The sequence below is a fragment of the Saccharibacillus qingshengii genome, from assembly GCF_013185195.1.
In the GTDB taxonomy this organism is placed as follows: domain Bacteria; phylum Bacillota; class Bacilli; order Paenibacillales; family Paenibacillaceae; genus Saccharibacillus; species Saccharibacillus qingshengii.
The window spans coordinates 1-23,381 of sequence record NZ_JAAZWC010000020.1 but is presented as its reverse complement, the minus strand read 5'-3'; the positions used below and the strand labels follow the sequence as shown (position 1 = coordinate 23,381).

Below are 23,381 nucleotides of genomic sequence, written 5' to 3'. Positions count from 1 at the left end.
GCGGCGCAGCTTGTTTCCCCTTCTTTCAATCGGGTAAAATGGGAAGAGGATCAAGGTCCAACAAGGAGGAGATTCAGATGAATACCGTCAACCGGGCACGCCAAGCCTTGCTCGCCTTGTCCGCCGCGGGCGTAATTGCGATCGGTTCTCTCGGAGCCGCCACCCAACTTCCCCTGCCTTCGGCATCGGCAGCGCAGGCCCCAACCGCTTCGTACAGCGCAATGGCACTCAAACAGCTGAATACATTCTACAAACCGGCTCTCAAAGGCGAATTCCCCGGCAATGCGGCCGGATTTGTTGTCGGAGAAACGAAGCGGAGCGAAGTGATCGAGAAGTTCGGTTCGCCGGATGTGAGCCGCACTTCGGCTTCGGGCTTCGACAGCTATTCGGCCAATATGGGCAATCCGGGTTACGCTATGTCCTATAATGCGGCAGGCGTACTCAAGGAAATCCGCTATTTCGGCACCAATGTGGAACGGCAGACGAACATTGGCGGCATGACGGTCGCGATGGTCAAAAAAGCCTGGTATACCCCGGCTTCCACCACCACGATCAAAACCGGCAATTCGATCCAGACCAAGCTGACGTACAAACGCGGCGCCTATCATGTCGAATTTATTTTTAACAACTCGCTGGATTTGTCGCATATCAATCTGGTCAAAAGCTGAACGCCCAACCGTTCAGTTCGCCGGCTCTATTCAAAAAGGCTTCCCGCTGAGGGAAGCCTTTTTGGTTCGTTTGAACCGGCATTTATTCTTTATTTTAATTATTTACTTACTTTTAAATATCTATTATCATACAGATACATAGCACCCGAACAAACCGAGCTTCCGCTCCCCTATTAACCCAATCTATAGAAATGCAGGTGCCCTCATGCAGGATCTGAACATGCTTATCCAAAACCGCCATTCCGCGATCAAATTCATGCCCGACACGCCGATCTCCCGACAGGAGTTGGTCGAGATCTTCGAAGGAGTCAAGCTTGCGCCTTCGGCCTTCAATCTTCAGCATGCCCATTATGCCGCTGTCACCGACGAAGACATCAAGGAAAAAGTCTATCAGGCTTCCGGCGGTCAATATAAAATCAAACTCGCTTCAGCCGTCATCGCCGTATTCGGCGATACGCAGGCTCATACCCATATCGCCGACATGAACGAAGGCTTCCTGTCGCTTGGCATCATCGACCGCTCCGAATTCGAGACGACGGTCCGCGACGTGACGGAATTCTACGAACGGCGCGGCGAACAATTCCAGCGTGACGAAGCGATCCGCAATGCCAGCTTGTCCGCGATGCTGCTCATGCTGATCGCCAAAGACAAAGGCTGGGATACCTGCCCGATGATCGGATTTGATCCGCAGGCCGTGCGCGAAGCCGTTGGCGCTCCCGATCATCTGACGCCCGTCATGCTGATTACGATCGGCAAAGAAGATTCCTCGAAACGCCGTCCCCGCGGCTACCGCAAACCGGTATCGGAATTCGTGACGTTCGACCGCTTCTGATTGGAACGCCGCCCGCCTTGCGGCTTGCGGCTGCTGCCTACTTCCTGGCTGTGCCCAGCCGATCCCAAAAGACCGTCCCGCCAGGAATCCAAGATTCCCGCGGAACGGTCTTTTTGGCACTTCTATTCGGGTATTCGGGCGAGGCTGTTCGCAAGCCGCCGTTATGCGCAGGCCGCTATTCGGATCGTTCGCCGCGCAGGCTTACCGGCTAGATCTCTTCTTCAAACAGCTCGCACAGCTCACTCACAAGCGAACCGACATAATCGACGGCGCTGCGGATCGTAGCCGGATCGGACATATCCACACCGGCCATCTGGGCCAGCTCGAGCGGCGTTTTCGACCCTCCCGCTTTGAGCGTGTCCAACCAGCGGTCCACGGCCGGCTGGCCTTCTTCCCGGATGATCTGCATCATCGCGGTGGACAGCGTCAGTCCCGCCGAATACGTATACGGATACAAGCCCATATAATAGTGAGGCTGTCTCATCCAGGTCAGCTTCGCATCTTCGGTCAGCTCCAGCGTGTCGCCCCAGAAGGAAGACAGCACTTCGCCTTTGAGATCGCTCAGCACTTTGGCGGTGATCGCCTGGTCGTCCATGGCACGGGCATAGACCCGGCGCTGGAGTTCGCCTTCGAGCAGATGGGTCACGAAATTGTGATAATACGTATTAAGCAGCTGCATGATGACCCAGCGGCGCAGACGTTTGTCTTCCGACTGCGCGCGAAGATGCTCCGCGAGCAGCAGTTCATTCATCGTCGACGGGGCTTCGATGAAATAGAGCGACGGGCGGGAATTGGCCATCCGCTGGTAGCGCGCGCCCAACATAAGGTGTCCGGCATGTCCCACTTCATGCGCCAGCGTAAACGCCCCGCGCATATTATCGGCCCAGGACATCAGGATATAGGAATGCGAACCGTAGATCGATGCGCAGAAGGCTCCGGTCGATTTGCCGACATTGGTCGCGTGATCGACCCAGCGCTGCGTGAACGCCGCTTCGACGATCTCTCCGTATTCGTCGCCCAGTACCCCAAGCGCGCCTTGTACCGTTCGGCAGGCTTCTTCATAAGTGATCGACGGACTGTATTCCGGATCAAGCGGCGCTTTGAGATCGCAATAATACAACGTATCCAGCCCGAGTACCTTCTTCTTCAATTCGGCATATTTGCGCATATGCGGCGCAAGTTCCGTCTGGATCGTATCGAGAACCGCTTCGTACATCTCTTCCGTCACCTGCTGCGGCTCAAGCAGCATCTGCGTCACCGAATCGTAATTCCGCAGACGGGACATGACTACCTGACGTTTCACTTCCGCGGCATAAGCTTCCGCAAAAGTGTTGCGGTAAGCGTGCAGCCCTCGGCTGAACGAAGCGAATGAGCTGCGGCGCAGTTCGGTATTGGCGTGCATTTCGTAATCGGTTTCGTACGAAGCGAACGATACCGGATAACGGTTGCCGTCCACCTCGACGCTTGCAAACGTCATGTCGGCCAGCTTGCCGCGCAGATAGGTTCGATACGGGGCGCCGTGCACTTCCGACAGCGAAGCCAGCACCTTTTCCGTTTCGGGCGACAGACTATGCGGTTTTTGCTTCAGCAGCAGCTTCAAACTGCGCTCAAATTCCGCCAATCCGGGCTCTTCGGCCAGATAGCGTTCGATCGTTCCGTCTTCGAGCCCCAGAATCTCGGAGTCGATAAACGTAAACTCGGCGGCAAGCTTTGTCAGCGCATCGCCCGACTTGGCCGAGCGGGCTTGATTGTCGGGATTGGTCCCGTCCTCGGTCTGCCGCAGATGCGCGTAAGCCCCTACCTTGCGTGCTCTTTCCAATACGGCTTCATGCGCGCTCAGACACTGCAGCAGCACGGAGGCCCCTTCTCCCAGACGTCCCTGAAACCGAGTCACTTCTTGGGCACTCTGCAGCGTCTGTTCCAATTCTTGGTTCCAATCGTCTTCCGTCAAGAACAAATGCTCCAGATTCCAGGTCGAAGCCTCCGGAACCTCGGAACGCATCGATACTTTCTCGCTCATCGTCTTCACTCCTCTTCATGAAATAAGGCGCGGCAGCGGCAGGGCCATGCAGCCCATTCGCGTTCGCGCCTATCCGGTACCGCTTGGATCCGGTTCAAGAATACGCCCTTTTATTCTACCCCGGGCAGCAAATCGTTGCAAAATGCCAAAGCGTGTCAGCTGCAGCCAACTTTTCTGTTCCTTCTTCTCCCCTCGCTTACGGCTCCAAGCCGAACATCCGTGTACCGTTCACGATCAGCACGGCATGTTTCGACTCGGCAAACTCAAGCTGACCCGGTGCGTACGAATAGTCATCCGTTTCATCGTAATCGCTCCAGGCACTGTTATGAATCCGCGACTGGATTTCTCCGGTCTCGCCGTTTGCTGGAATCGAACCCGAAACGAAGCTCAATTCCACGTAATCGGCGGCTCCTTCCGGAGCACCTTGCGTTCTGCCGAAGACAGCTTTGACGTTCGAAGCCCCCATCTGTGCCCAATCACAGAAATAGTTCTGCCCCGCTTGGCTCTCATTCGTATAGTAATAGCGAATCTTTACATTCTTGAGCGAAACGGCCGAGGAACCCGTATTGCGGATATTGAATACGGGCCGCAGCGCGTTGTCCGACGGATTGTCGTCCAGGCTGCGCTGCATCAGCACCAGGCTTCCGGCGTTCGCGCCCGAAGGGGGAGGCGTAACCGGCGTCGGTACGGCAGGAGTAGGAGTCCCGCCTGACGCTGCCGGTTTGGCGGATACTTCGGCCGAATCGGCTCCGGCGCCTTTGGCGTTTACCGCGCTTATTTTGTACCGATAGGTTTTGCCGTTGACGACCGACTGATCGGTGAACGACGTTCCCTTGATGCCTTTTTGCAGGACGGTATAACTGCCGCCGCCTTCGGCGCGCTTGAGCATATAGCTGCCTGCACCCGGTACGGCGTTCCAGGTCAACGCGACTTGGGAACGGCCGGCCGACGCTTTCAGCCCTTTGACCTGTGCCGGGATCTGCACCGCAGGTGTGCTTCCTCCCGTAACCGGCGCTGTGCCTTTACGCATCTGTTCGCGCACGAACTTGCCCGATGCACTCAACTGCGAGGAGGTCCATCCGCCTTTGAAACTTGCTCCCGGAGCCAGAGCGGCCGACGCTTCCTGCTTATCCGCGAGCGACCAGTTGGCCCAGCTGATCCCCCGGTTGGCCATGAAATCGGTCCATTCTTTGGCTTGGGTCAGGTAAGGGCCGCCGTTTCCGGAAGCATCGCTTGTTCCCCATTCGCTGACGAAGACCGCCAGTCCCTGCTTCATGGCGGCATCGATCCGGTCGCGCAGCCACGCTCCGTGCGTTCCCGCATAGAAATGCACCGCGTACAGCACATTGCTGTCTTTGAGAGGCGAAGCCGCGGCATCTTGAATGTCCTGGCTCCAGGTTCCCGTACCGACAATAATCGGGTTATCCGGATCTTCCGCACGGATGACCTTGATGACTTCTTCCGCATACGGTTTGATCTGTTTGGCCCAAGTCACATTTCCGTTGGGTTCGTTGGCGATCTCGTAGATGATATTCGGCGTATCCCCGTAGGTCTGCGCCATCTCCTTGAAGAAAGCTTTCGACTGCGCTTTGTAGGTATTCGGATCGCCATCGGACAAAATATGCCAATCGACGATCACGTACACGCCCAGCTCGATCGCATCGTCCACCGCCTGCTTCACTTTGTTTTTCAGCGCCGGATTTGAAATGTACCCGTTCGAGTCCGTATACATGGCAACCCGAAACACATTCAATCCCCAGTCGTCACGCAGCCATTTCATACTGTCTTTGTTGACGTAATCGCCGAACCATTGAATGCCGTGCGAGCTCATCCCTTTCAGCTGTACCGATTTGCCCGAAGCATCGGTCAATTTGCCGTTTTTCACTTGAAGCCGACCGTGCTTGCCTACAAAAGTCGAGGCCGCGGAGCTGTTGACTGCAAGCACCGGAGCGATCTTTTGGGTTCCTTCCGTTTTGCCGCTCTGCTTCGGTTTGTTCGGCTCGCGGGCGGAAGCGGATGTTCCGGTTCCTGCACAGGCCGCCAACAGTCCGACCAGCAGACAGGCGAGCATCAGACAGACTCCTTTTTTCAACGAACGATTTCGCATCTTTTCCCCTCCATTGCTGTTCTTGGATGTTTTCTTTCTTCTTATTACCCGTTCTTTGGCGTCCCCTCTATAGAATAACCTATTAATGGAAAAAAAGCCCGATTCCCCGAGAGGAACCGGACCCGGCATACCTGCCCAACCGATGAAGTTCTGTTATTCCGCAAGCTCCGTACCTTTGGTTTCTTTGCCCAGGAAAGCGACCGAAGCGGCTCCGATCAGGATCATTCCGCAGAACATCCCGAAGATCACATAAATCTCGACGCCCTGCGAAATCATCCAACCGACGAGAAATGGAGCAATGATCCCGCCTACCCGTCCAAACGAAGCGGCCAGACCGGCTCCCGTCGTGCGCATATGCGTCGGGTAATGCTCAGGCGTGTACGCGTACAGTCCGCCCCAGGCCCCAAGGTTGAAGAACGAGAGGCAGATGCCTGCCGCCAGCAGCGTCGCCGTCGTATCGGCCAGACCGAACCAGATGGCGCTTGCAGCGGTCAGCACGAGATAAACGACCAGTACGAATTTGCGGCCGAACTTCTCGATGAAGTAGGCGGCGGTGAAGTAACCCGGCAGCTGCGCCAGGGTCATGATCAGGACATACTCGAAGCTTTTGGTCAAACTGTAATCTTTGTACACCATGACCTGCGGCAGCCACAGGAACATGCCATAGTAGGAAAAGACGACCGTAAACCAGAGAATCCAGAGCATCAGCGACGTTTTGCGGTACTCGGGCGCCCAGAGTTGAGCGAAGCGCTGTTTGAGACCGACTTTTTCGGCTTTGTTTTTCTGCGCGAGGAATCTTGGAGAATCGTCAATCTTTCTCCGCAGGTAGAGCGCATACAAAGCCGGCAGGGCTCCCAGGGCAAACGCGATCCGCCAACCGGATTCAAAATTCGGAATAATGAAGTAAGCGATCAGTGCGGCAAGAATCCACCCGCCTGCCCAAAAACTTTCCAGCAGCACAACCGTCCGCCCGCGTTCGTTGGCAGGTACGGATTCGGATACGAGCGTGGAAGCGACCGGCAGTTCTCCGCCCAGGCCGAATCCGGAAATAAAGCGAAGAATACACAGCATCACGAAGCCGGTTGCGACGGCGGATAATCCGCTCGCCAGCGAGAAGATCAACAAGGTCCAGAGCAGAACCGACTTTCTTCCGAAACGGTCCGCGAGGATACCGGCACAGGCGGCGCCTACCGCCATCCCTACCGAGTTGATCGCAGTCAGAACACCCAACTGCTGGGGTCCGAGCGACCATTCGACCGCGAGCGCCGCAGCGACAAACGAGATCAACGCGACATCCATGGCATCGAACAACCAGCTCATCCCTACACTTGCCAGCAGGCTTCTCCGTTTCGGCTTGCTGAGTACGTTAACATTTCCCATTCTTTGTGTCCCCATTTCCTCTTATTGGGCGCGGCCTGCAGGCGGCGTCGTTCGAGATGAACGCGCCGGCTCCGAGACTGGCACAAGGAAAAAACGCCGAACCGCTTCGTGGAATCGCCCCTTTTTCTCTCCCTCCGTCTACAGAGTTTGTGAAAACGGGCTCAATTCATTGAAAAACGTTCTTTGTTTTCTCCCCGCGCACGCGCCGGGATCTCTTTCGAGTCTGCCTCATAGTCTATCCTTTCCGTACCCACATGTAAAGAAAAATTACGTCAAAAGATTCACATGGTTCCACATGTATTTGACGGCGGACCGGGCGGTTCGGGAATGTGCTGCCGTCTCCGATACAAAAAGCGCCATCCGTCCTCGTTTTGAGGATGAACGACGCTTTTTGTGCCTTTTTGGGCAGAGGACAGACTCAGCTTTCCAAACGACCCTGGCTTCGCAAACCTCCGCGGACAGCGGAATAGGCAAGGACAAGACCCGCACCGCTGTACATGACCGCTTGGACGTAATCGGGATACAGGAAAGAACGTACCCCTGCCGCTTCGAACACGACGATCAGCAGCGCACAACCCGCTGCTTTGGCTTTTATAGACATCCGTATCCACCTCCTCTAATTCCGTGTACAACGACTATATAAGAATTTGCATAAGGTGTAAATGCTATTTTTGTATGTCCCAAATTGTAAGCGTTATCTCCATTCGCAAAAAAAATTCCGGTCGGGCCTAAGCCCGCCGGAATTCGGTGCAGCCGCAGATGCGGTTTAAGGGATATACTGTTGGACGATCTTCACGATAACCCCGTCTTTGACCGTCACATGGTAAGGGAACGCGCTCAGGTCAAGCAGGCCAAGCGAATTGTTGTACTGGGCGTCGAATTTGTCCAGGCCAATCGCTTCGTTCCAGTTGATCTCCATGTCTTCATAATTGCCGGTGTGATCGTAGATCTGCATCAGAACCTGCGCATCCGCAGCGACCGGCATTTTCACTTCGGTAATATCGTTATTCACGATGTAGTAACCGTCCGGTGCTCCGCCCATTTCTTCGGCTGCGTCCGGATTTTCTTTCAGGAAGAGCTTGTTCGCCGCTTCGCCCGTATACCATCCGATTCGGTCGGTCTCGAGCTGGGTTGCGCCGTTTGCATCTTTTTCAACCGAGTTGATAAAGATCGTATATGTTTGTTCCGTCGATGTTTCGTCGCTGGTACCGGTTGTTTGTTCTGCCGGAGCGGCAGAAGCCGGAGTGACTACGCTAGAAGCAGGGAAGTATCCAAATCCGATCATAAAGGCCAGAATACCTGTACCGATCATGCCGATTGTTGTCTTTTTCATTGTTGTTCTCCCCTTTCAGAGGTCCCTTGTTGTGCAAGTTCTCGGTAAGTCTTATTACCCTAAAGCTTGCTTGCACAAACTGATTTCTTGAATTTCCTTTATATTTTCATTATAGGACCTGGTGTTAATCAAAGAGTGTCGAACCGATAAAGATGTTCTTACAATATTGACTTATTTGAAAGGGGATTCAGCAGGCAGACCTCTTCCGCGACCGCGCATCAAAAAAGAAGCGGACTCGCAAGCCCGCTTCTTTCCGTTTGGATTCGTTATGGATATCATCGATCCGCAGCCTTCTTATTTGAACACTTTAACGCGTTCCTCGACCGGTTGGAACGTCTTTTCTCCGGCCGGGGCAAGAGGCGCTCCGAAAGGCATTTGGGCTCTCAGCAGCCAGCTCGAAGGCAGGTTCCAGGCTTCCTGGACGCCGGCGTCGATCAGCGGGTTGTAATGCTGAAGCGTAGCTCCGAGTCCTTCGTCGCTCAGCGCCGTCCATACGACAAGCTGCAGCATACCCGAAGATTGGTCGGCCCAGATCGGGAAGTTATCGGCATACAGAGCAAATTGGTTCTGCAGGTTTTTTACGATGTCCTGGTCTTCAAAAAACAGAACCGTACCGCAGCCGCTTTTGAACGAATTGATTTTGTCGGTGGTTCCGGCAAAAGCTTCTTCGGACACAGCCACTTTTTTCAATTCGCCCAAAGTAAGGTCCCACAATTTCTCATGCTGTTCGCCAAACAGAACCACAGCGCGGGAAGTCTGGGAGTTAAACGAAGTTGGCGTATACTTGACCGCTTCTTCCACGATTTCCTGAATCTTCGCTTCGCTTACGGTTACGTCTTTGCCGATTGCATAAATGGAACGTCTGGATTTCAAAGCTTCGAAAAATTCTTTTGCCACGGTAAAGGCCTCCTTGATCGGGTCACGAAAGTATTTTTATAACTTTTCGTAATAAACTATATAATACTCAATTCCGTGCGTCAAGTTTGTCATTTTCTTCGGAAACTGTTCCCAGCGGCATGCCCCATTCCAAACGTTTCCACAGACTGCGCGGATCGGTCAAAAGCTTGGATACGCAGACGACATAAGGTTTGGCCGCTTCGGCGGAAGGCTGGTTGGTCCAAATCTGCCGTCCCGCCAAGTAGGCTGCGGCATATTCGGACCAGTCGCGATACAGGCTCTGGGCTTTCTGCGAAGCCGCTTTCGCTAATTCGAGGGCATGTTCGCCTTCGAGCCAACCCGCAGAATGGGCGGTGCGGCAGATGAATACGTACTGCCCCAGGTCCCAAGCCGCGATTCCGGCCCGTGGAAGCTTGCCTGTGTACATCTGAACGAGGCGGGCGTGGTTATACAAAGCGGCATTGCTGCTCAGGCGGTCGAAGTAGCGTTCCCGGTCTTTGAACGACAAAGCGCCGAGAAACATCTCGGTCTTGCGGTACGAAGCCTGTCCGCCTTCTTCCAGCAGCCAGTTCAGATGCCGGTGCAGCGATTCTTCGTCTTTGACCGACCACGTATGGGACAAAAGCTTGCGAAGTTCTTCCCTGCGTGCAGTGGGCCAAGCAAATCCCGTTTCTTCGAGCAGGCCGTTCATTTGAAACAATACGGCGCCAATCGCAAAAGCGCGCAGATTCTGTTCGTCCGTTCCTCTTAGGCGCAGCGTCTCCATCGCGGCAGCTCCTTTCTTCAAAAGCCGTGAATCTCCGGCAGCGGCTCGCCGGCCGGTTCGGGCAGGGCGGGCTGCGCCTCGACATCAGGCAGTTCAGGCCCGCGCGTTCGGCGCAGCAGCTTCCATCTGCGGGAAGAATACTGCTGCAGAACCCGGGCGATTTCCGTCAGCATCGGACGTTCCCCGCCGGAGGATGCGGCTTCGACCGCAAGTTCCTCCGCTTGTTCATAACGCCCCATGGCCACCCAGCAGCGAATCAGGTACTCTGCCGCTTCATGCTGCAGGCCGACCTGGCAGGCCGCTTCGAAGAATTCGGCGGCCTGTTCGTACTGGTCCAGACGAAACAGGATATATCCGCCGTACAGCAGAATCAGAGGATCCTGTTCTTTGGGATCGATTTGATCCGTATAGCGAACGATAGACGATTCGGCTTCTTCCCAGCGCTGCTCGGAAATAAGCAGGCGAATCTGCTGCAAATACGCCCAACCCCGTGCAGGATGCCGCTGCATCAGCGCTGCAAGGCTTTGCTGGGCTTCGGCAGCGCGGTTTGCGCGGAGCAGCATCTCCGCCGCAAGCCGGGCAGGCAGATACTCCAGCGGCGCAATCCGCTCGGCTTCCCGGTAACAGGTGAGCGCTTCTGCTCCCCGGCCCGATGAGCGGTACATATCCCCTTCCACGATACGGCCGTAATATTCTTTGGGTCGCTCCCGGTTATAACGGCCGACCATGGACACCGCCTGCTCGAATTCCCCGGCGCGAAAATGCGCTTCGGCCATCAGCAGCAGAACGGCTTCCGGAAATCCCCGCTCTTTGGCTTCATTCAGATACTCCAGCCCATGCGCATAATCGCCGATCCGCAGGAAACAGTAACCGACCCGGAACCAAGGTTCCTTCAGCGTCCGGTCATACTGGATCACCCGCAGATAATCGAGCAGCGCTTCCGGATAACGGCGCAGCGAATAGAAACAGTCGCCTCGGGCCGAATGGTAATACCACTGCGAAGACAGCTCCAAAGCATGGTTCAGCAGTTGGAGCGCTTCTTCATAGTTCCCTTCCATGCGAAGAGATTCGCCGAACCAGTACAGGGCCTCGGGATCGGACGGTTTCAGCAGCAGAACCTGCCTGAGATCAAGGCGCGCTTCTTCAAAACGTTCCAGCGCGATCCGAATCAGTCCCCGCAGCTTCAGAATATCCGCCTGTTTGGGCGGCTGGGATTCCGTCTGCCGAATCGCCCGGGTCAGCCGTTCTTCGCTCTCCGCATAACGTTCCAGCTTCCCCAGGGCCTTGCCGAGCAGAAAATTCAACTCGGCGCTCAGCGTCTGGCCGCTCTCGGCTTCCAGCAGCATCTCGGCACATTCTTTTTCGCGGCCGGTATCCAGATACAGTTCGGCCAGCGTATAAATCTCGCTGCGATCCGGCTGGGCGTTTGGCGTCAGATTGCCTGCAAGCCTGTCGTTGAGCATCAGCAGCCGGATCTGCGCTTCCAGGTCTTCCGGATAACGCGCACACAGCTCTTCGTACACTTTTTTCGCTTCCCAGGGTAGATCCAGCTCTTCCTTGCAGGCCGCGATTCCGCTCAGTGCATGAATACTGCCGGGGAGCCGTTTCAACAGCTGTTCGTATTCGGTCAGCGCAAGAGTCGGATTTCCGTCTCGCCGCAGTGCTTCCCCCCGCATCAAGCGGGCTTCCGGCTCTTCGGGCTCTTCTTTTACCCACTGGTCCAGCACCTGCAGCGCCGAACGCATCTCTTCTTTGCGCATATAAAAAAGAGCGATCAACCGAAGGCAGTCGGGCTCCCGATTATTCAGCAGCGCGGCGCCTTTGAGCGCTTTTTCCGCAAGGTCCAGATCGTTCAGCACCAGCGCATAATGGGCCTGTTCCCGAAAGCGAAGGAACGCGTCGTAATCGTAAGGTTCTTCGGCGACCAGCCGGTCATAACGAAGCTCCCAAAAACTGTTGAAGCGCTCCATAAACAAACCGACTTCCGCCTGCTCGTACTCGTCGCCGAGCCGTCTTTCTCTGGCCGTCCATTCGAAATGGCGATCCAGCAGATGCAGCACGCTCTGAGGCAGGAACGGATGTTTCAACAAGAATCCGAACAAATCGCGCCCGATACGTTCCCGGACTTCTATCGGCCAGAACAGCTCGTCGTCGAGCAGTTCCTGCCAGGTATCGGGATCGATCCGTTTCTCGATCTCCGTATAAATGTCTTCGCAGCGGCGCATAAACAGCATGACGGGCGATTCCGGTCCGGTTTCGGCCGCCGCCGGTTCCGGATTTCTCAATCCCTGCAGCTCGGCTTTGCTGAGCGAAGCGCTGCCGCCCGGCTCCGCAAGACGCTTCGCTTCTTCGAGCGCCATCTCGTAGGACTGGCGGATCCGCTGGAACCCTTCCGGGTTTTCTTCCGGATGGCATTCTTTCAATCGGCGGGCATAAGCCCGCTTAATCGCTTTGATTTCGGACGTCGGTTCAATGCCCAGCATGGACCAAATATTCATATCATTCCTCCGGCTGCTTTTCCGCCAGCTCCAGCAGTTCTTTCAACATTCCCGCTTCTTTGCGAATCTCGCGTTCATCCTGACGGCTCAGAACCGTCTCGAAACGACGCAGCGCTCCCGCGATGCGGGTCCGATTACTGCCCAGCGACTCTTCATAGATCCGGTCGCCGCGTGCAAGCAGCAGACGGTTCTCGGACTTATCGCGGGGATGGACTTTAATCGCTTCCAATTCCAGGAATCGCTTTTCGACTTCTTCCATCGACATCCCGCTGGCATCTTCGCGAATCAGAAGACGATGCGTCTCGCTGGTGGAGAGTGTGGTCACTTCCACTTCGAGTATACCGTTGATATCGTAGGTAAAACGAATATCGACCGCCTGGGCGCCTGCACGGCCGCCCGGTACGGGAATCTCCAGCTGCCCCAGCTTGATATTGTTGCGCGTCAGGCGGTTCTCGCCCTGATAAATTTCGATACGAATCGTTTTTTGGTCGTCGGTTACGGTATAGAAGCGTTCCACCCGGCTGGCCGGAATGACGGTGTGCCGTTCGATAATCGGGTAAAAGTGTCCGCCGTCATAGCCGCCGTCTCCGTTTTTGACCGTAACCATCGTTCCCAGGGTATACGGGCAGATGTCGGTCAGGACGACTTCTTTCAGTTCTTCCCGGCGCTCTTTCATGGCGGCCACAATCCCCGCGCCGATCGCTACCGTCTCGTCCGGATGAATGCGCGCCGCCGGAAAACGTCCGAACAAACGGGCGGCAAACGAATAGATCAGCGGCATCCGGGTGGCTCCTCCGACCAGGATGATCTCGTTCAGCTCACGCGGGCTGAGCGAAGCGTCTTTCAAAGCCCGTTCCACCGGATGGCGCAGACGGTTCAGCAGCGGCTTGGCCAGATGGTCGAACAAGCCTCGGTCAATCGTCCATTCGTACGTCTCGCCGTCCACGGTGCAGGACAGCTTGGCATCCTGCTGCATCGTCAGCAGACGCTTGCCCTGCTCGGCCTGTTTGCGAAGTCCGGCCATCGTCCGGTTGTCCAGCCGATCTTCGTCCAGTTCAAAATGTTCGAGGAAGCGGGCGATCAGCATGTCCGTGAAATCCTCGCCGCCCAGAAAAGCATCCCCGGCTACGGATTTGACTTCCATTACGCCTTCGAACATATCGAGAATGGAGACGTCGAAGGTTCCCCCTCCCAGGTCGAACACGAGAAACTGGCTTTCTTCCTGCTCCAGGTGAAGCCCGTAGGCGACAGCCGCAGCGGTCGGTTCGTTGATCAGCCGCTCGACCCGCAGGCCCGCCAGTTCGCCGGCCCGTTTGGTCGCTCTTCTCTGGATATCGTTAAAGTAGGCGGGGACGCTGATAACCGCTTCTTCCACGGGTTCGCCCAGGAGAGCTTCCGCATCCTGTTTGAGCGAACGAAGAATAAAAGCAGACAAATCTTCCGGAGAAAATTCGTGCTCGCCCAGCTTATAGCGCCGGTCTGTACCTATGTATCGTTTGAACAACGCAGCGGTTTTGTCGGGATGCGTGACCAAACGTTCCCTTGCGATTTCGCCTGTCAGAATCTGCCCGTTATCGTCTACGCCCACCACCGAAGGCGTCAGCACGTTTCCGAGCGCATTCGGAATGAGTGTACTTCCTTCTTCCGTTCGATAAGATGCCAAACTGTTTGTCGTTCCCAGATCGATTCCGATAATCGGCACTCTGTTCACCTCGCTCTTCGGTTATTTTTGCTTTATCTTTTATAATCGGTTATATCGGCCGTACTTTTTCGTTATCTACTCTTTTCATCTATGTTAAACGCAAAAAGGAAAACCCCCCAATACTTCCGGAAGGTTTTCCCAAAATCGGTCGGCTGCTCTAGTGTGGCATATAGGCTGTGTGCGTTAGAAATCCGATTTTTGATTGCGGCCGTTCGGCTGCGGGCTTTCGGGAAAACTCAAACGGTCGTAAGGTCCGCTTGACCTGCCTCAGGAAGACTGAGCCAGACGGACGAGCAGATGGGCCAGTTTGTGGCGTTGATCTTCATCTCCGACTTTCCACAGTTCCTGCAGCAGCTTCTCTTCGCTGTTGCGCGGCTCTTCGTGAGCGGCCAAGTAATCGGCTACTTTTTCGGCGACTTTCGCCAACTGCTCTTCGCCGAGTCCGATGCTCTCACCGATTTTGATCCGGTTGTGCAAATATTTTTTGAAGGAATCGAAGTCTTGTAAAATTTTGTCTTTTTTATCATCAGGGATACGGTCAATCGTTTGTTCGACCTTATCCGTATGAACCTCTCCGTCTTTCGTTACCGCGTGCTTTTGTTCTTCGATATTACCCATTTGTCTGGCTCCTCTCGGTTGTCAGTTTCGAATTTTGAAGCGAACCATGAATATTTTCAAAGCGTATAGCACCTGCTGCATTATTATTAACCCGTCTATCGAATATGAACCCGCCTTTAAAGACTTTTATGGATTTTGCGCAATTTTTTGTGGATCCAGATAGCCGCCTGCGTCCCTTCTCCCATCGCGATCGTCGAAAGCTCCGAATGCAGACCGATATCGCCGGCTGCCCAGACTCCTTCAACATCGGTCATTTTGGTGCGCGAATCCGTCTTGATATGCCGGTTCCCTTCGAGAGTCACGCCAAGCTGGGCGGCAAGTTCCGTTCGCACATGGCTGCCTCCGAATGCGATAAACCCTTTGTCCGCTTGGAGTTCGCGGCCGTCCTCCAGCACGACGGAACGGATATCGCGATGATCGTCCGAACGCACCTCGGCGACTTTTTTCTCTTCGTAGCCGATTCCGAGTTTCCGCATATGTTCAAGCAGGCGTTCTTCGATCGGCGCCCGTTCATGGTTGATATAGGTCAGATGAGGCGTACGTTCGGACAGCAGCACCGCCATGCCCGATCCGTGCTCGCCCGATCCGATCAGCACGGTTTTTTGATCCACGATCTCATAGCCGTCGCAGTCCGGACAAATATAAATACTGTAGCCGAGCGCGTCGCGCAGTCCCGGAATTTCCGGATAACGGTCCATCATCCCCGTTGCCAGCAGTACGGTATGGGAGAAAAAACGTTTGCCGGTACCGGTTGTCAGGACAAAACGTTCGCCGTCCTGCGCCGCTTCCATTACCGTGTCTTGAACAAATTCCACGCCCAGCGCTTCGGCCTGCTTTCTTCCGGTGCGACGCAGGTCTTCGCCGGTTACGCCTTCGGGCCAGCCAAGTATATTGTGATACGTATGGCAGACCGACGAGCGGCCGTACCCGGAATCGATCACGAGAACCCGATAGGTACTGTAGCGTCCCAGCTGAATAGCCGCTTGGGTTCCCGCGATTCCTCCACCGATGATGATGCAATCATGCAGCATGAACAGGCTCCTCTCTCTTGTTCAAGCGGCCTGCCGGATACGAATAAGACGTTCCCGAATCGATATTCGTTCCCTTTTTGCAAGTCCGCTTGCTTTTGTACAGTCGGTTTCCAAAATATATAAACCAAAACCCTTTTTTTAAACGCTCATTTGACAGGGACGGCGCATATCCCTACAATTTATCTGGTTATGCCGTATGTTCGGAACATTTTCCAGAAAGGAGACGATCCCCTTCCCGAACCGAATACGACGGCCCCGACGCTTGTTGAATTCGGCGAAAAACGGGGCCCGTTTCCTTTTTGTCGCCTTGCTGACCCTGGTGCTGTGCCTATCGCCTTCCGTACTGAAAGACGAGAATCCGATTGACCTCGACGAGGCGCTCGACAATCTCAACAGTGCGGATACCGGAGTCGGACCGCTGCCTTCCGGGCTGCCTTCGATGCTCTGGACGCCGGGCATTCTGCCTGTCGAAGCCGATCCCGCGCCGCCGCACGATCCGTTCTTCCCGCTGCATGCGGTAGAGCTTCTAATCGGATGGGCAGTCCTGCTTGGACTAAAAAAACGGCTGCTCAGGCCGCTCAAATTCCTCTCCAATTACGTGGAAGAAGCGCTTGTTTTACCTCATTTTTGAACAAGCGCTTTATACACGAAGGGAGAGAAACAGATCCATATGGGAGTTACCATTGCTACTAATCTGCTGCTGGTTGCGCTGCTGATCGCGGCCACCGCTTATTTCGTCATTACCGAGTTTGCGATTATCCGGGTCAGAAGCAGCCGAATCGACCAACTGATCCTCGAAGGCAACAAACGGGCCATCAACGCCAAAAAAGTGATTACCAACCTGGACGGTTCGCTGTCCGCCTGCCAGTTGGGAATCACCATCACCGCTCTCGGGTTGGGTTCGCTCGGCGAGCCGACCATGGAACTGCTGCTGCATCCGGTCTTCGAAGCCATTCCGGCCGTGCCGGAAGCGGTCGCTTCGCTGCTGTCCTACGTGCTGGCATTTGTGGTGATCACCTACCTGCATGTCGTGGTCGGCGAGCTGTTCCCCAAAACGGTCGCGATCCAGAAATCCGAAGCGGTTACGCTCGCCGTAGCAGGATCGCTGCTTGTTTTTTACAAAGTCATGTATCCGTTTATCTGGCTGCTCAACGGCTCGGCCAACCAGATCGGACGTTTGATCGGCATGAAACCGGCCAGTGAACATGGGGAAGCGTTCTCGGAAGAAGAACTGCGCCTGATTCTGAACGAAAGCTACGAAGGCGGCAAAATCAATCAAAGCGAATACGGCTATGTCAGCCGCATTTTCGCTTTTGACGAAATGCTCGCCAACGAGATCATGGTACCGCGTACCGACATGGCCTGCCTCTATCTGGAAAAATCGCGCGAAGAAAATCGCCGGATCATTTTGCAGGAGCAGTATACGCGTTTCCCTGTTGCGGATATGAGCAAAGACCATATTGTCGGGATGATCAATACCAAACAGTACTTCCTGGCGCTGGAAGAAAATCCGGATACCGATGTCGCGTCCCTCGTGCATCCGGTCATGTCCGTGTCCGAAAGTATGGCGGTCAAAGATCTGCTCAAAAAAATGCAAAACGAAAATACGCATATCGCGATTCTTGTCGACGAATACGGCGGTACCTCGGGTATGGTGACGATCGAAGATATTCTCGAAGAGATTGTCGGAGATATCCGCGACGAATTCGACGAAGCCGAAGAAACGGAAATCGTTCAGGTCTCGGAAGATCACCTGATCGTCGACGGCAAAGTCTTTATCCACCGGATCAATGAACGGCTCATGACCGATCTGGACGACGAGGAACTGAATACGATCGGAGGATGGCTGTACGGTCACCGTCCGGATCTGCCGGTCGGTCGGAAATGGACCTACGACAATCTGGAATTCACCGTTCTTCGCCGCGGCCCGCGCCGCTACCGCAAACTGGAAATTTTGCGCCGGCCGGATCCTGCGGACGACACCGCCGAACCTGCGCACGAATCCTGAGCCTCCGGCAAATCGCGACGCATTCGAACCCTTGCCGCACCGACTCTTCTCGCCAAAAAGCCCTTTCCGGTTGACGGAAAGGGCTTTTCGCTGATCGGACCGCTGCGCATATTCCGAGTCCATCGGTTCTGCCGCCGCGAGCTTGGCGATTCATACGGTCAAAAACCGCTTTTATATTTGTCGTCGCTTGAAGAACGCGTCTTGGTCGCGTCCTTGTCTTTCTCTTCCTGCTGCTCCATGGCGATATCTTCCATCGGAAGCGGGTCGACGTTCATTTCGCTTTCGTGCATATCGAATAGGCTCTCGTTGCCTGTCGCATACTGCTCGGGGTGATCGTGCGAACCCTGCCGGTTGTCATCCTGCTGATTTTGCTGCAGCGCTTCGGTTTCCTCGCGCTTTTTGGCTTCATGCTGCTCTTTGTCCATGATAGTCTGACACCTCCTGTTATCGCTTTCTTACCCTCTTTACCCGTAAGCGGAACGTCTCAAAACGAAAACGGCAAGATCCTTGCGGACAAAAAAAGAGTTTGCGCGAACTTTCATTCGCACAAACCCTTACTGCCTTCTCACCTTCAGCGATGCTGCGCATAGACGTTTGCTGGTACCGCAGATCGGATCGCGGCCCGCTCCGTATCGCTCAGAGGAGCACTCGCGACCGCCGCGATATTGGCCCGCAGCTGCTGCGGGGTACTCGCTCCGGCCAGAACGCAGTCCACGGCTGGGGAAGACAGCGGATAGCGAAGAGCCGTTTCGGCCAGAGACCGGTCGACCGCCGATGCGATTTCGCTGCGGAAACGCCGCAGTTCTTCTTCTCCGTAACCCAGATAGCCTTTGGACAGCTTGCTTTCGCCTTCTTCCGTCAGCATCCCGCTCGCAACGGGACCACGGGCCAGAAGCCCGATCCCGCTTGCTTGGAGCAGAGGCAGCACTTCTTCTTCCGGACGCCGGTCAAGAATACTGTACTGACTCATGACACTAACGATCCGCGAACGCGAAACGTATTCGCGAATCACATTCGGACGGATCGAAGAAATGCCGTAGTAACGGATTACGCCTTCTTTTTGCAGCTGTTCAAAAGCTTCGATCGTCTCGTCGATCGTCTCGTCGAGCGTACCGCCGTGCAGCTGGTACAGATCGATGTAATCCGTACCCAGGCGCTTGAGGCTGTCTTTGACTGCGGACAAAATGTAAGCTTTCGAAGCGTCCCAGGCGAGCCCTTCCTGTCCGGGCAGCCGCCGATTGCCGACTTTGGTAGCCAGGATCACGTCGCTTCGCCGGCCTTTGATCGCTTTGCCGACCAATTCTTCATTTCGGCCGGCATCGTACAGATCCGCGGTATCCAGCAGATTGATTCCCAGATCGAGCGCTTCGTGCAGCACTTTCACCGCTTTGTCTTCCTCCGTGCCGATCGACATACAGCCGAAGCCGATTTCGCCGACAAGCAGTTCCGAACGGCCAAGCTTATTTTTTTTCATACGTTTCCGCTCCTTTGGTGTGCTTGGAATACGTTACGTGCATATTGGAATCCGGGCCGCCAGTCCGAGTACGGCTTCGAACGTTCTGCGGCCCGTCTGCGTCTCTCCGGCGAAAAATACTTCCGGACCCCCGACCGTTCGCCGCAGAACAATCCGGTCGCCGAGCGCCGCTTCGCGGCTGTAAGTAATCGTCAGCGAGCGAATATCGCATTCGCGATGCTCGTCCGCCGTCAGCAGATCAGCGCACAGATCGGCATAACGCGCATTGTTCAAGTGCCCGTAGCAGTCTACCGCGCTGTAAGGGACCTGATAGATCCCGGATTCGCTCCAGTCGGCTTCTTCTCTCCTAGGCAGAACCGCTTTCTGCAGCGCGCCTGCAAGCGAAGCCCGGGTGCTGACCGATAACGGAAACGGAAAAGCGGAAGGACGAAGAATCCGCCGTTTGGCTATATCCACGAGCGTCCAGGCCGTCGAAGCCCGGCCGATCTCGAATCCGTCTGCGTCAACCAAACGGTAATCCCGGATCCACACCGCTCCTTCGGCTCCGCTGTTCCAGGTTTCCAGCAGCAGCGAATCGCCGAGTCGGGGGACGGCAGACAGTTCCAGACGGATGGTCATCAGCACCCAGGCCATTCCTTCTTCCAGCATCCGGCCTACGGAAATACCGGCATGTTCCAGATGACGGTCTGCCGCATTCTGCATGACGCCAAGCAGAGCGGACAGCCGCATCCGGCCGGCAAAGTCCGAATCCGTAACCGAAACGGAGAAAGATTCCTTCCATATATCCTCCATCTTCGTCAGCTCCTTTCGCGCCAAAAAAGCCCTGCGCCTCGCTGTCCATTATAGCGCCGGAACATCCAAATGCCAAACCGCGGCGGATATCCAGGGGCGCAGTACAATCGGTAACCGGACCCTCAAACGACGCAAAAAGCTCCGCTTCCTCAAGAAGAAACGGAGCTGCACAAACTGTCAGGCCCTTCGCCCAAGACCCTGGATTCAGTGGTCGAACGTATCGATCCAAACTGTCTTCGATTCGAACGGTTCGCGCGTTCCCTGGCCCGGTTCGCGGTCCGGATAGCCCAGGTAGATGAAGCCCAGCATCTGCCCGTTTGCGCCGAGACCGAAACGTTCGGCCATCAGCGGATGATAACAGAGACTTCCGCTTCTCCAGACTGTGCCGAGACCCAGCGCATGCGCTTCAAGCAGCATATTTTGAATTGCGGAACCGACGGCAAGCGTCTCTTCCAGCGGAATAATCTTCGGGCTGTCCACCGGATCGCAGCCTACCGCGATAATGACGGGGGCGCGCATTACTTTTTTGTGGGCGGAAGCGAGCAGTTCCTCGCGTTCTTCCGGTGAAGGATTCAGACCTTTCTCGGCCGCTTCGGTATCGGCCATCGCGGCTGCCAGTTTGCTGCGGCCCTCTCCTTGGAGAACGAAAAATCTCCATGGTTCGGTCTTCCGGTGATTGGGAGCCCAGGTTCCCGCTTCCAGGATACGTTCGATCTGCTCGCGCGGCACTTCCTCGTTCTTGACCGCCCCGACGCTGCGCCGGGTACGGATCGCTTCCGATAGATTCATTGCAATTCCTCCTTCGATTTCCTTGCGGCAGCTTCTGCCGCGGGTGAACAGTGGATTCAAACATACAAATTCCCGGCCGCCTTCGGCCGGGAATTCGGAGACAAAGATCCGGATTTGCAGGCAGCCCGGATTAGGCGCCGCTGGCCAGATCCACCGTATAAATCCGGCTGGTTGCCTGCCAGACTTCGCCCGGCTCGATCGCAAACAGTCCCATATCTTCGGCGGGAAGCGACAGATTCGGCGCGTTAACCAGGTTAACCTGCGGTTCGGGGCAGATGAACGATCCGCCGGCTCCGCTGTTCCAGATCATCCAGTGGCGGTACGAAGTACCTACGTCATACACCACTTTGACTCCGAGTCTGGTGTCGGTAATTTCCGCCCGGTTGCGTCCGCCTTGAGGAACGGCCGTATAATGGTTGTCCATCGCATCGACATACGGATTCACTCCGCTTTCGCGCATCTTCTCTTCCCACTCCGCAAGCGGCTGGAATCCGCCGGTCGGCAGCATCCGTCCATCCAGCTCGCGGCGCTGGCCGATCGTGACTTTGATGCGGCAGTCTTCGGATGTGCTTTCTTCCGCAAAAGGCGCATTCAGGGCGGTATGGAACGCCAGCAGAGCCGGCAGCCTGCGTTCCGATTCGTTAAAGAGCGTCACGTCCTGCTCCAGGCCAAGCGCGCTCAGCGTATAACGGATTCGAAGCGTGAAGGAATAAGGGAAGTACTCGTACATGCGGTGCCCTTCGCCGACCCGGTGGGCAACCGAAACGAAGCTGCCTGCTTCCGAAGCGCCGAAAGCTTCCACTTCCCAAGGAAGCGTATGCAGATAGCCGTGCAGGAAGTTGCCTGTCGCTTCTTCGTTAACCGGGAAAAGGTATTCTTCGCCGTTCCATTTCAGCTTCCCGCCATCGTAGCGGTTAGGAGGAAACAGCGGCGGAATGCCATGCGTACCCGGATCGGATACGAAAGCCTGCATGTCTTCCGGTTCGCGCAGGAAACGGAATCCGCGCGCCGTATCGCGAAACGCGATCAGATTGCCGCCGATTCTTGGCAGTACGGCTGCTTCGTAGTCGCCGTATTTGAGCCATACGGCCGTTTCCCCGTTGTAGTCGCCGTTTTTTGCTTCGTACACCGGAGGGGTTCCGGCATTTGGATTCATCGACATGTACAGTCTCCTTTAAATAAAATTGGAATCGCTCACCATTCATTATAACGCGCCGCAGGATGCGCTTTCAATGCTGACGGCGTTCAAACTCAGTTCGGTGCAATTTCGACCCGGCGGCCTTCGCGTGCGGATTGGAGACAGGCATCGACCGCACGCATATTATGCAGAGCATCTTCGGAAGCGAAAGGCAGTTTCGCTTCGCCGAACACCGCACGAGCGAAAGCATCGGCCTGAAGCGTATAATGATTGACCTCCGGCAGGCGTTCTTCGCGCCGCTCCCGATCGGTACAGACGACAATCTGCGGATTTTCGCGCCATCCGAACATGAAGGGCAGCTCGATTCGGCCATGGGTTCCCGTAATTTCAAAATACGAACGGTTATACGACCACATGCCGCATTCGAAAGTCAAAGCCAGTCCGTCCGGGAAAGCCAGCAGTCCCGAAGCGGCCATGTCCACGTCGTCATGCCGGGAGGAGAAAAAAGCATGGGCCGACGCCCACAACGGTTCGCATCCCGCGATCATCCGTGCGGCCGAGATCGGATACACGCCGATATCATAGATCGAACCTCCGCCCATGGAACGGTTGAAGCGAACGTTGCCGGTATCGTCCGGCGTACAGTAATTGAAAACGCCGTGCATCGAACGAAGGTCTCCGATTTCCCCCGATTCGAGGATTTCCCGCAAGCGCGCGTGTTTGCCTCCATAGCGATACATAAAAGCTTCCGCAAACAAAACGCCTTCCTCTTCGCAGACTTTCAGCATTTCTTCGGCTTCTCCCGCATTTAACGCCGCCGGCTTTTCGCAAAGGACATGTTTGCCCGCCCGCGCCGCTTGGATCGTCCATTCCTTATGTAAATGATTGGGAAGCGGAATATAGACGGCATCGATGTCGGAGTCCTGCAGCAGCTCTTCATAGCTTCCGTAAGACTTTTCAACGCCTGCCCGTTCGGCCATCTGACGAGCCTTGTTTGCATCGCGGCCGGCGATCGCCGTTACCCTGCCCCGTTCCGAATTTTGCATAGCCGGAATAAATGCGCTCTCGGCGATCGAAGCCGTACCGACAATTCCCCATCGCAGTGTTCGAGTCATCGTTTCTCCTCCTTCGTATTCTCCTGTCAACGGCCGGTTAACCCATGCGGCGTCCGTTCCGTGTCTTTATGATAACGTTTTTGGTATACGCTGCCAACGTCTTTGAGCGCAGGAAAAAAGGGGGTATTTTACCCCCTCAGGTTGTCGAGAAAGTCCTATTCGTTGTAGAAGCTCGTCGGCTGCGGGAGAAATTCGTTCCGGTCGCGTGTTGAA

The 23,381-nt window shown here is 55.4% G+C and carries 21 protein-coding genes; 4 read left to right on the top strand and 17 right to left on the bottom strand.

Going from position 1 to position 23,381, the window contains the following annotated elements; genetic code table 11:
* The first annotated feature begins 77 nt into the window (after positions 1-77).
* On the top strand, positions 78-668 hold the full coding sequence (locus tag HRQ60_RS16395; RefSeq protein ID WP_172197445.1) for a YjgB family protein: 591 nt from the start codon (positions 78-80) through the stop codon (positions 666-668).
* Positions 669-873: 205 nt separating this feature from the next.
* On the top strand, positions 874-1,500 hold the full coding sequence (locus tag HRQ60_RS16390) for a nitroreductase family protein (RefSeq protein WP_172197442.1): 627 nt from the start codon (positions 874-876) through the stop codon (positions 1,498-1,500).
* Between the two features lie 208 nt (positions 1,501-1,708).
* Here HRQ60_RS16390 and pepF read toward each other — a convergent pair whose 3' ends face one another.
* From pepF to HRQ60_RS16335, 11 genes are all read right to left on the bottom strand, one after another.
* Positions 1,709-3,520 carry an oligoendopeptidase F gene (gene pepF, locus HRQ60_RS16385; protein ID WP_172197439.1) on the bottom strand — a complete coding sequence of 604 codons (1,812 nt, stop codon included), beginning with the start codon at positions 3,518-3,520 and terminating at the stop codon, positions 1,709-1,711.
* A 196-nt stretch (positions 3,521-3,716) separates the two neighbouring features.
* Positions 3,717-5,627 (bottom strand): cellulase family glycosylhydrolase, encoded by a 1,911-nt coding sequence (locus HRQ60_RS16380; RefSeq protein ID WP_172197436.1) that lies wholly within the window; start codon positions 5,625-5,627, stop codon positions 3,717-3,719.
* Positions 5,628-5,780: 153 nt separating this feature from the next.
* Positions 5,781-7,007, bottom strand: coding sequence for an MFS transporter (locus HRQ60_RS16375; RefSeq protein WP_172197433.1), 1,227 nt, complete (start codon positions 7,005-7,007; stop codon positions 5,781-5,783).
* A gap of 418 nt (positions 7,008-7,425) precedes the next feature.
* On the bottom strand, positions 7,426-7,608 hold the full coding sequence (locus tag HRQ60_RS16370) for a hypothetical protein (RefSeq protein ID WP_172197430.1): 183 nt from the start codon (positions 7,606-7,608) through the stop codon (positions 7,426-7,428).
* Between the two features lie 165 nt (positions 7,609-7,773).
* Complete coding sequence (locus HRQ60_RS16365; RefSeq protein ID WP_172197427.1) at positions 7,774-8,340, bottom strand: hypothetical protein; 567 nt, start codon at positions 8,338-8,340, stop codon at positions 7,774-7,776.
* 294 nt (positions 8,341-8,634) lie between these two features.
* Positions 8,635-9,237, bottom strand: coding sequence for a nitroreductase family protein (locus tag HRQ60_RS16360; protein ID WP_172197424.1), 603 nt, complete (start codon positions 9,235-9,237; stop codon positions 8,635-8,637).
* Between the two features lie 67 nt (positions 9,238-9,304).
* Positions 9,305-10,024 (bottom strand): DUF1266 domain-containing protein, encoded by a 720-nt coding sequence (locus HRQ60_RS16355; RefSeq protein WP_172197421.1) that lies wholly within the window; start codon positions 10,022-10,024, stop codon positions 9,305-9,307.
* Complete coding sequence (locus HRQ60_RS16350; protein ID WP_172197418.1) at positions 10,021-12,501, bottom strand: J domain-containing protein; 2,481 nt, start codon at positions 12,499-12,501, stop codon at positions 10,021-10,023. Before HRQ60_RS16350 ends, HRQ60_RS16355 begins: the two co-directional genes overlap by 4 nt.
* A gap of 1 nt (position 12,502) precedes the next feature.
* Entirely contained in the window at positions 12,503-14,203 is a 1,701-nt protein-coding gene (locus tag HRQ60_RS16345) for an Hsp70 family protein (RefSeq protein WP_172197415.1), read from the bottom strand.
* Between the two features lie 267 nt (positions 14,204-14,470).
* Positions 14,471-14,812 (bottom strand): DUF3243 family protein, encoded by a 342-nt coding sequence (locus tag HRQ60_RS16340; RefSeq protein WP_172197594.1) that lies wholly within the window; start codon positions 14,810-14,812, stop codon positions 14,471-14,473.
* Positions 14,813-14,937: 125 nt separating this feature from the next.
* Positions 14,938-15,852 carry an NAD(P)/FAD-dependent oxidoreductase gene (locus tag HRQ60_RS16335; RefSeq protein ID WP_172197412.1) on the bottom strand — a complete coding sequence of 305 codons (915 nt, stop codon included), beginning with the start codon at positions 15,850-15,852 and terminating at the stop codon, positions 14,938-14,940.
* A gap of 262 nt (positions 15,853-16,114) precedes the next feature.
* On the opposite strand from HRQ60_RS16335, the gene HRQ60_RS16330 reads away from it, so the two are divergent.
* Together HRQ60_RS16330 and HRQ60_RS16325 are read left to right on the top strand one after the other, a co-directional pair.
* A complete protein-coding gene (locus HRQ60_RS16330; protein ID WP_172197409.1) occupies positions 16,115-16,483 on the top strand; it encodes a hypothetical protein in 369 nt (122 codons plus the stop codon).
* 39 nt (positions 16,484-16,522) lie between these two features.
* Positions 16,523-17,860, top strand: a complete 1,338-nt coding sequence (locus HRQ60_RS16325; RefSeq protein ID WP_172197406.1) for a hemolysin family protein — start codon at positions 16,523-16,525, stop codon at positions 17,858-17,860.
* Between the two features lie 158 nt (positions 17,861-18,018).
* Here HRQ60_RS16325 and HRQ60_RS16320 read toward each other — a convergent pair whose 3' ends face one another.
* The 6 genes from HRQ60_RS16320 to HRQ60_RS16295 all read right to left on the bottom strand — a co-directional run bounded on the left by HRQ60_RS16320 (position 18,019) and on the right by HRQ60_RS16295 (position 23,168).
* On the bottom strand, positions 18,019-18,285 hold the full coding sequence (locus HRQ60_RS16320) for a hypothetical protein (protein WP_172197403.1): 267 nt from the start codon (positions 18,283-18,285) through the stop codon (positions 18,019-18,021).
* 146 nt (positions 18,286-18,431) lie between these two features.
* Positions 18,432-19,334 (bottom strand): aldo/keto reductase, encoded by a 903-nt coding sequence (locus HRQ60_RS16315; protein ID WP_172197400.1) that lies wholly within the window; start codon positions 19,332-19,334, stop codon positions 18,432-18,434.
* Between the two features lie 33 nt (positions 19,335-19,367).
* Positions 19,368-20,126, bottom strand: a complete 759-nt coding sequence (locus HRQ60_RS16310; protein WP_172197397.1) for an acyl-[acyl-carrier-protein] thioesterase — start codon at positions 20,124-20,126, stop codon at positions 19,368-19,370.
* Positions 20,127-20,330: 204 nt separating this feature from the next.
* Positions 20,331-20,915 carry a nitroreductase family protein gene (locus tag HRQ60_RS16305; protein WP_172197394.1) on the bottom strand — a complete coding sequence of 195 codons (585 nt, stop codon included), beginning with the start codon at positions 20,913-20,915 and terminating at the stop codon, positions 20,331-20,333.
* Between the two features lie 130 nt (positions 20,916-21,045).
* Positions 21,046-22,077: an aldose 1-epimerase gene (locus tag HRQ60_RS16300; RefSeq protein WP_172197391.1), complete on the bottom strand. Its 1,032-nt coding sequence runs from the start codon at positions 22,075-22,077 to the stop codon at positions 21,046-21,048.
* 89 nt (positions 22,078-22,166) lie between these two features.
* Positions 22,167-23,168: a Gfo/Idh/MocA family protein gene (locus HRQ60_RS16295; RefSeq protein WP_172197388.1), complete on the bottom strand. Its 1,002-nt coding sequence runs from the start codon at positions 23,166-23,168 to the stop codon at positions 22,167-22,169.
* Positions 23,169-23,381 lie beyond the last annotated feature (213 nt).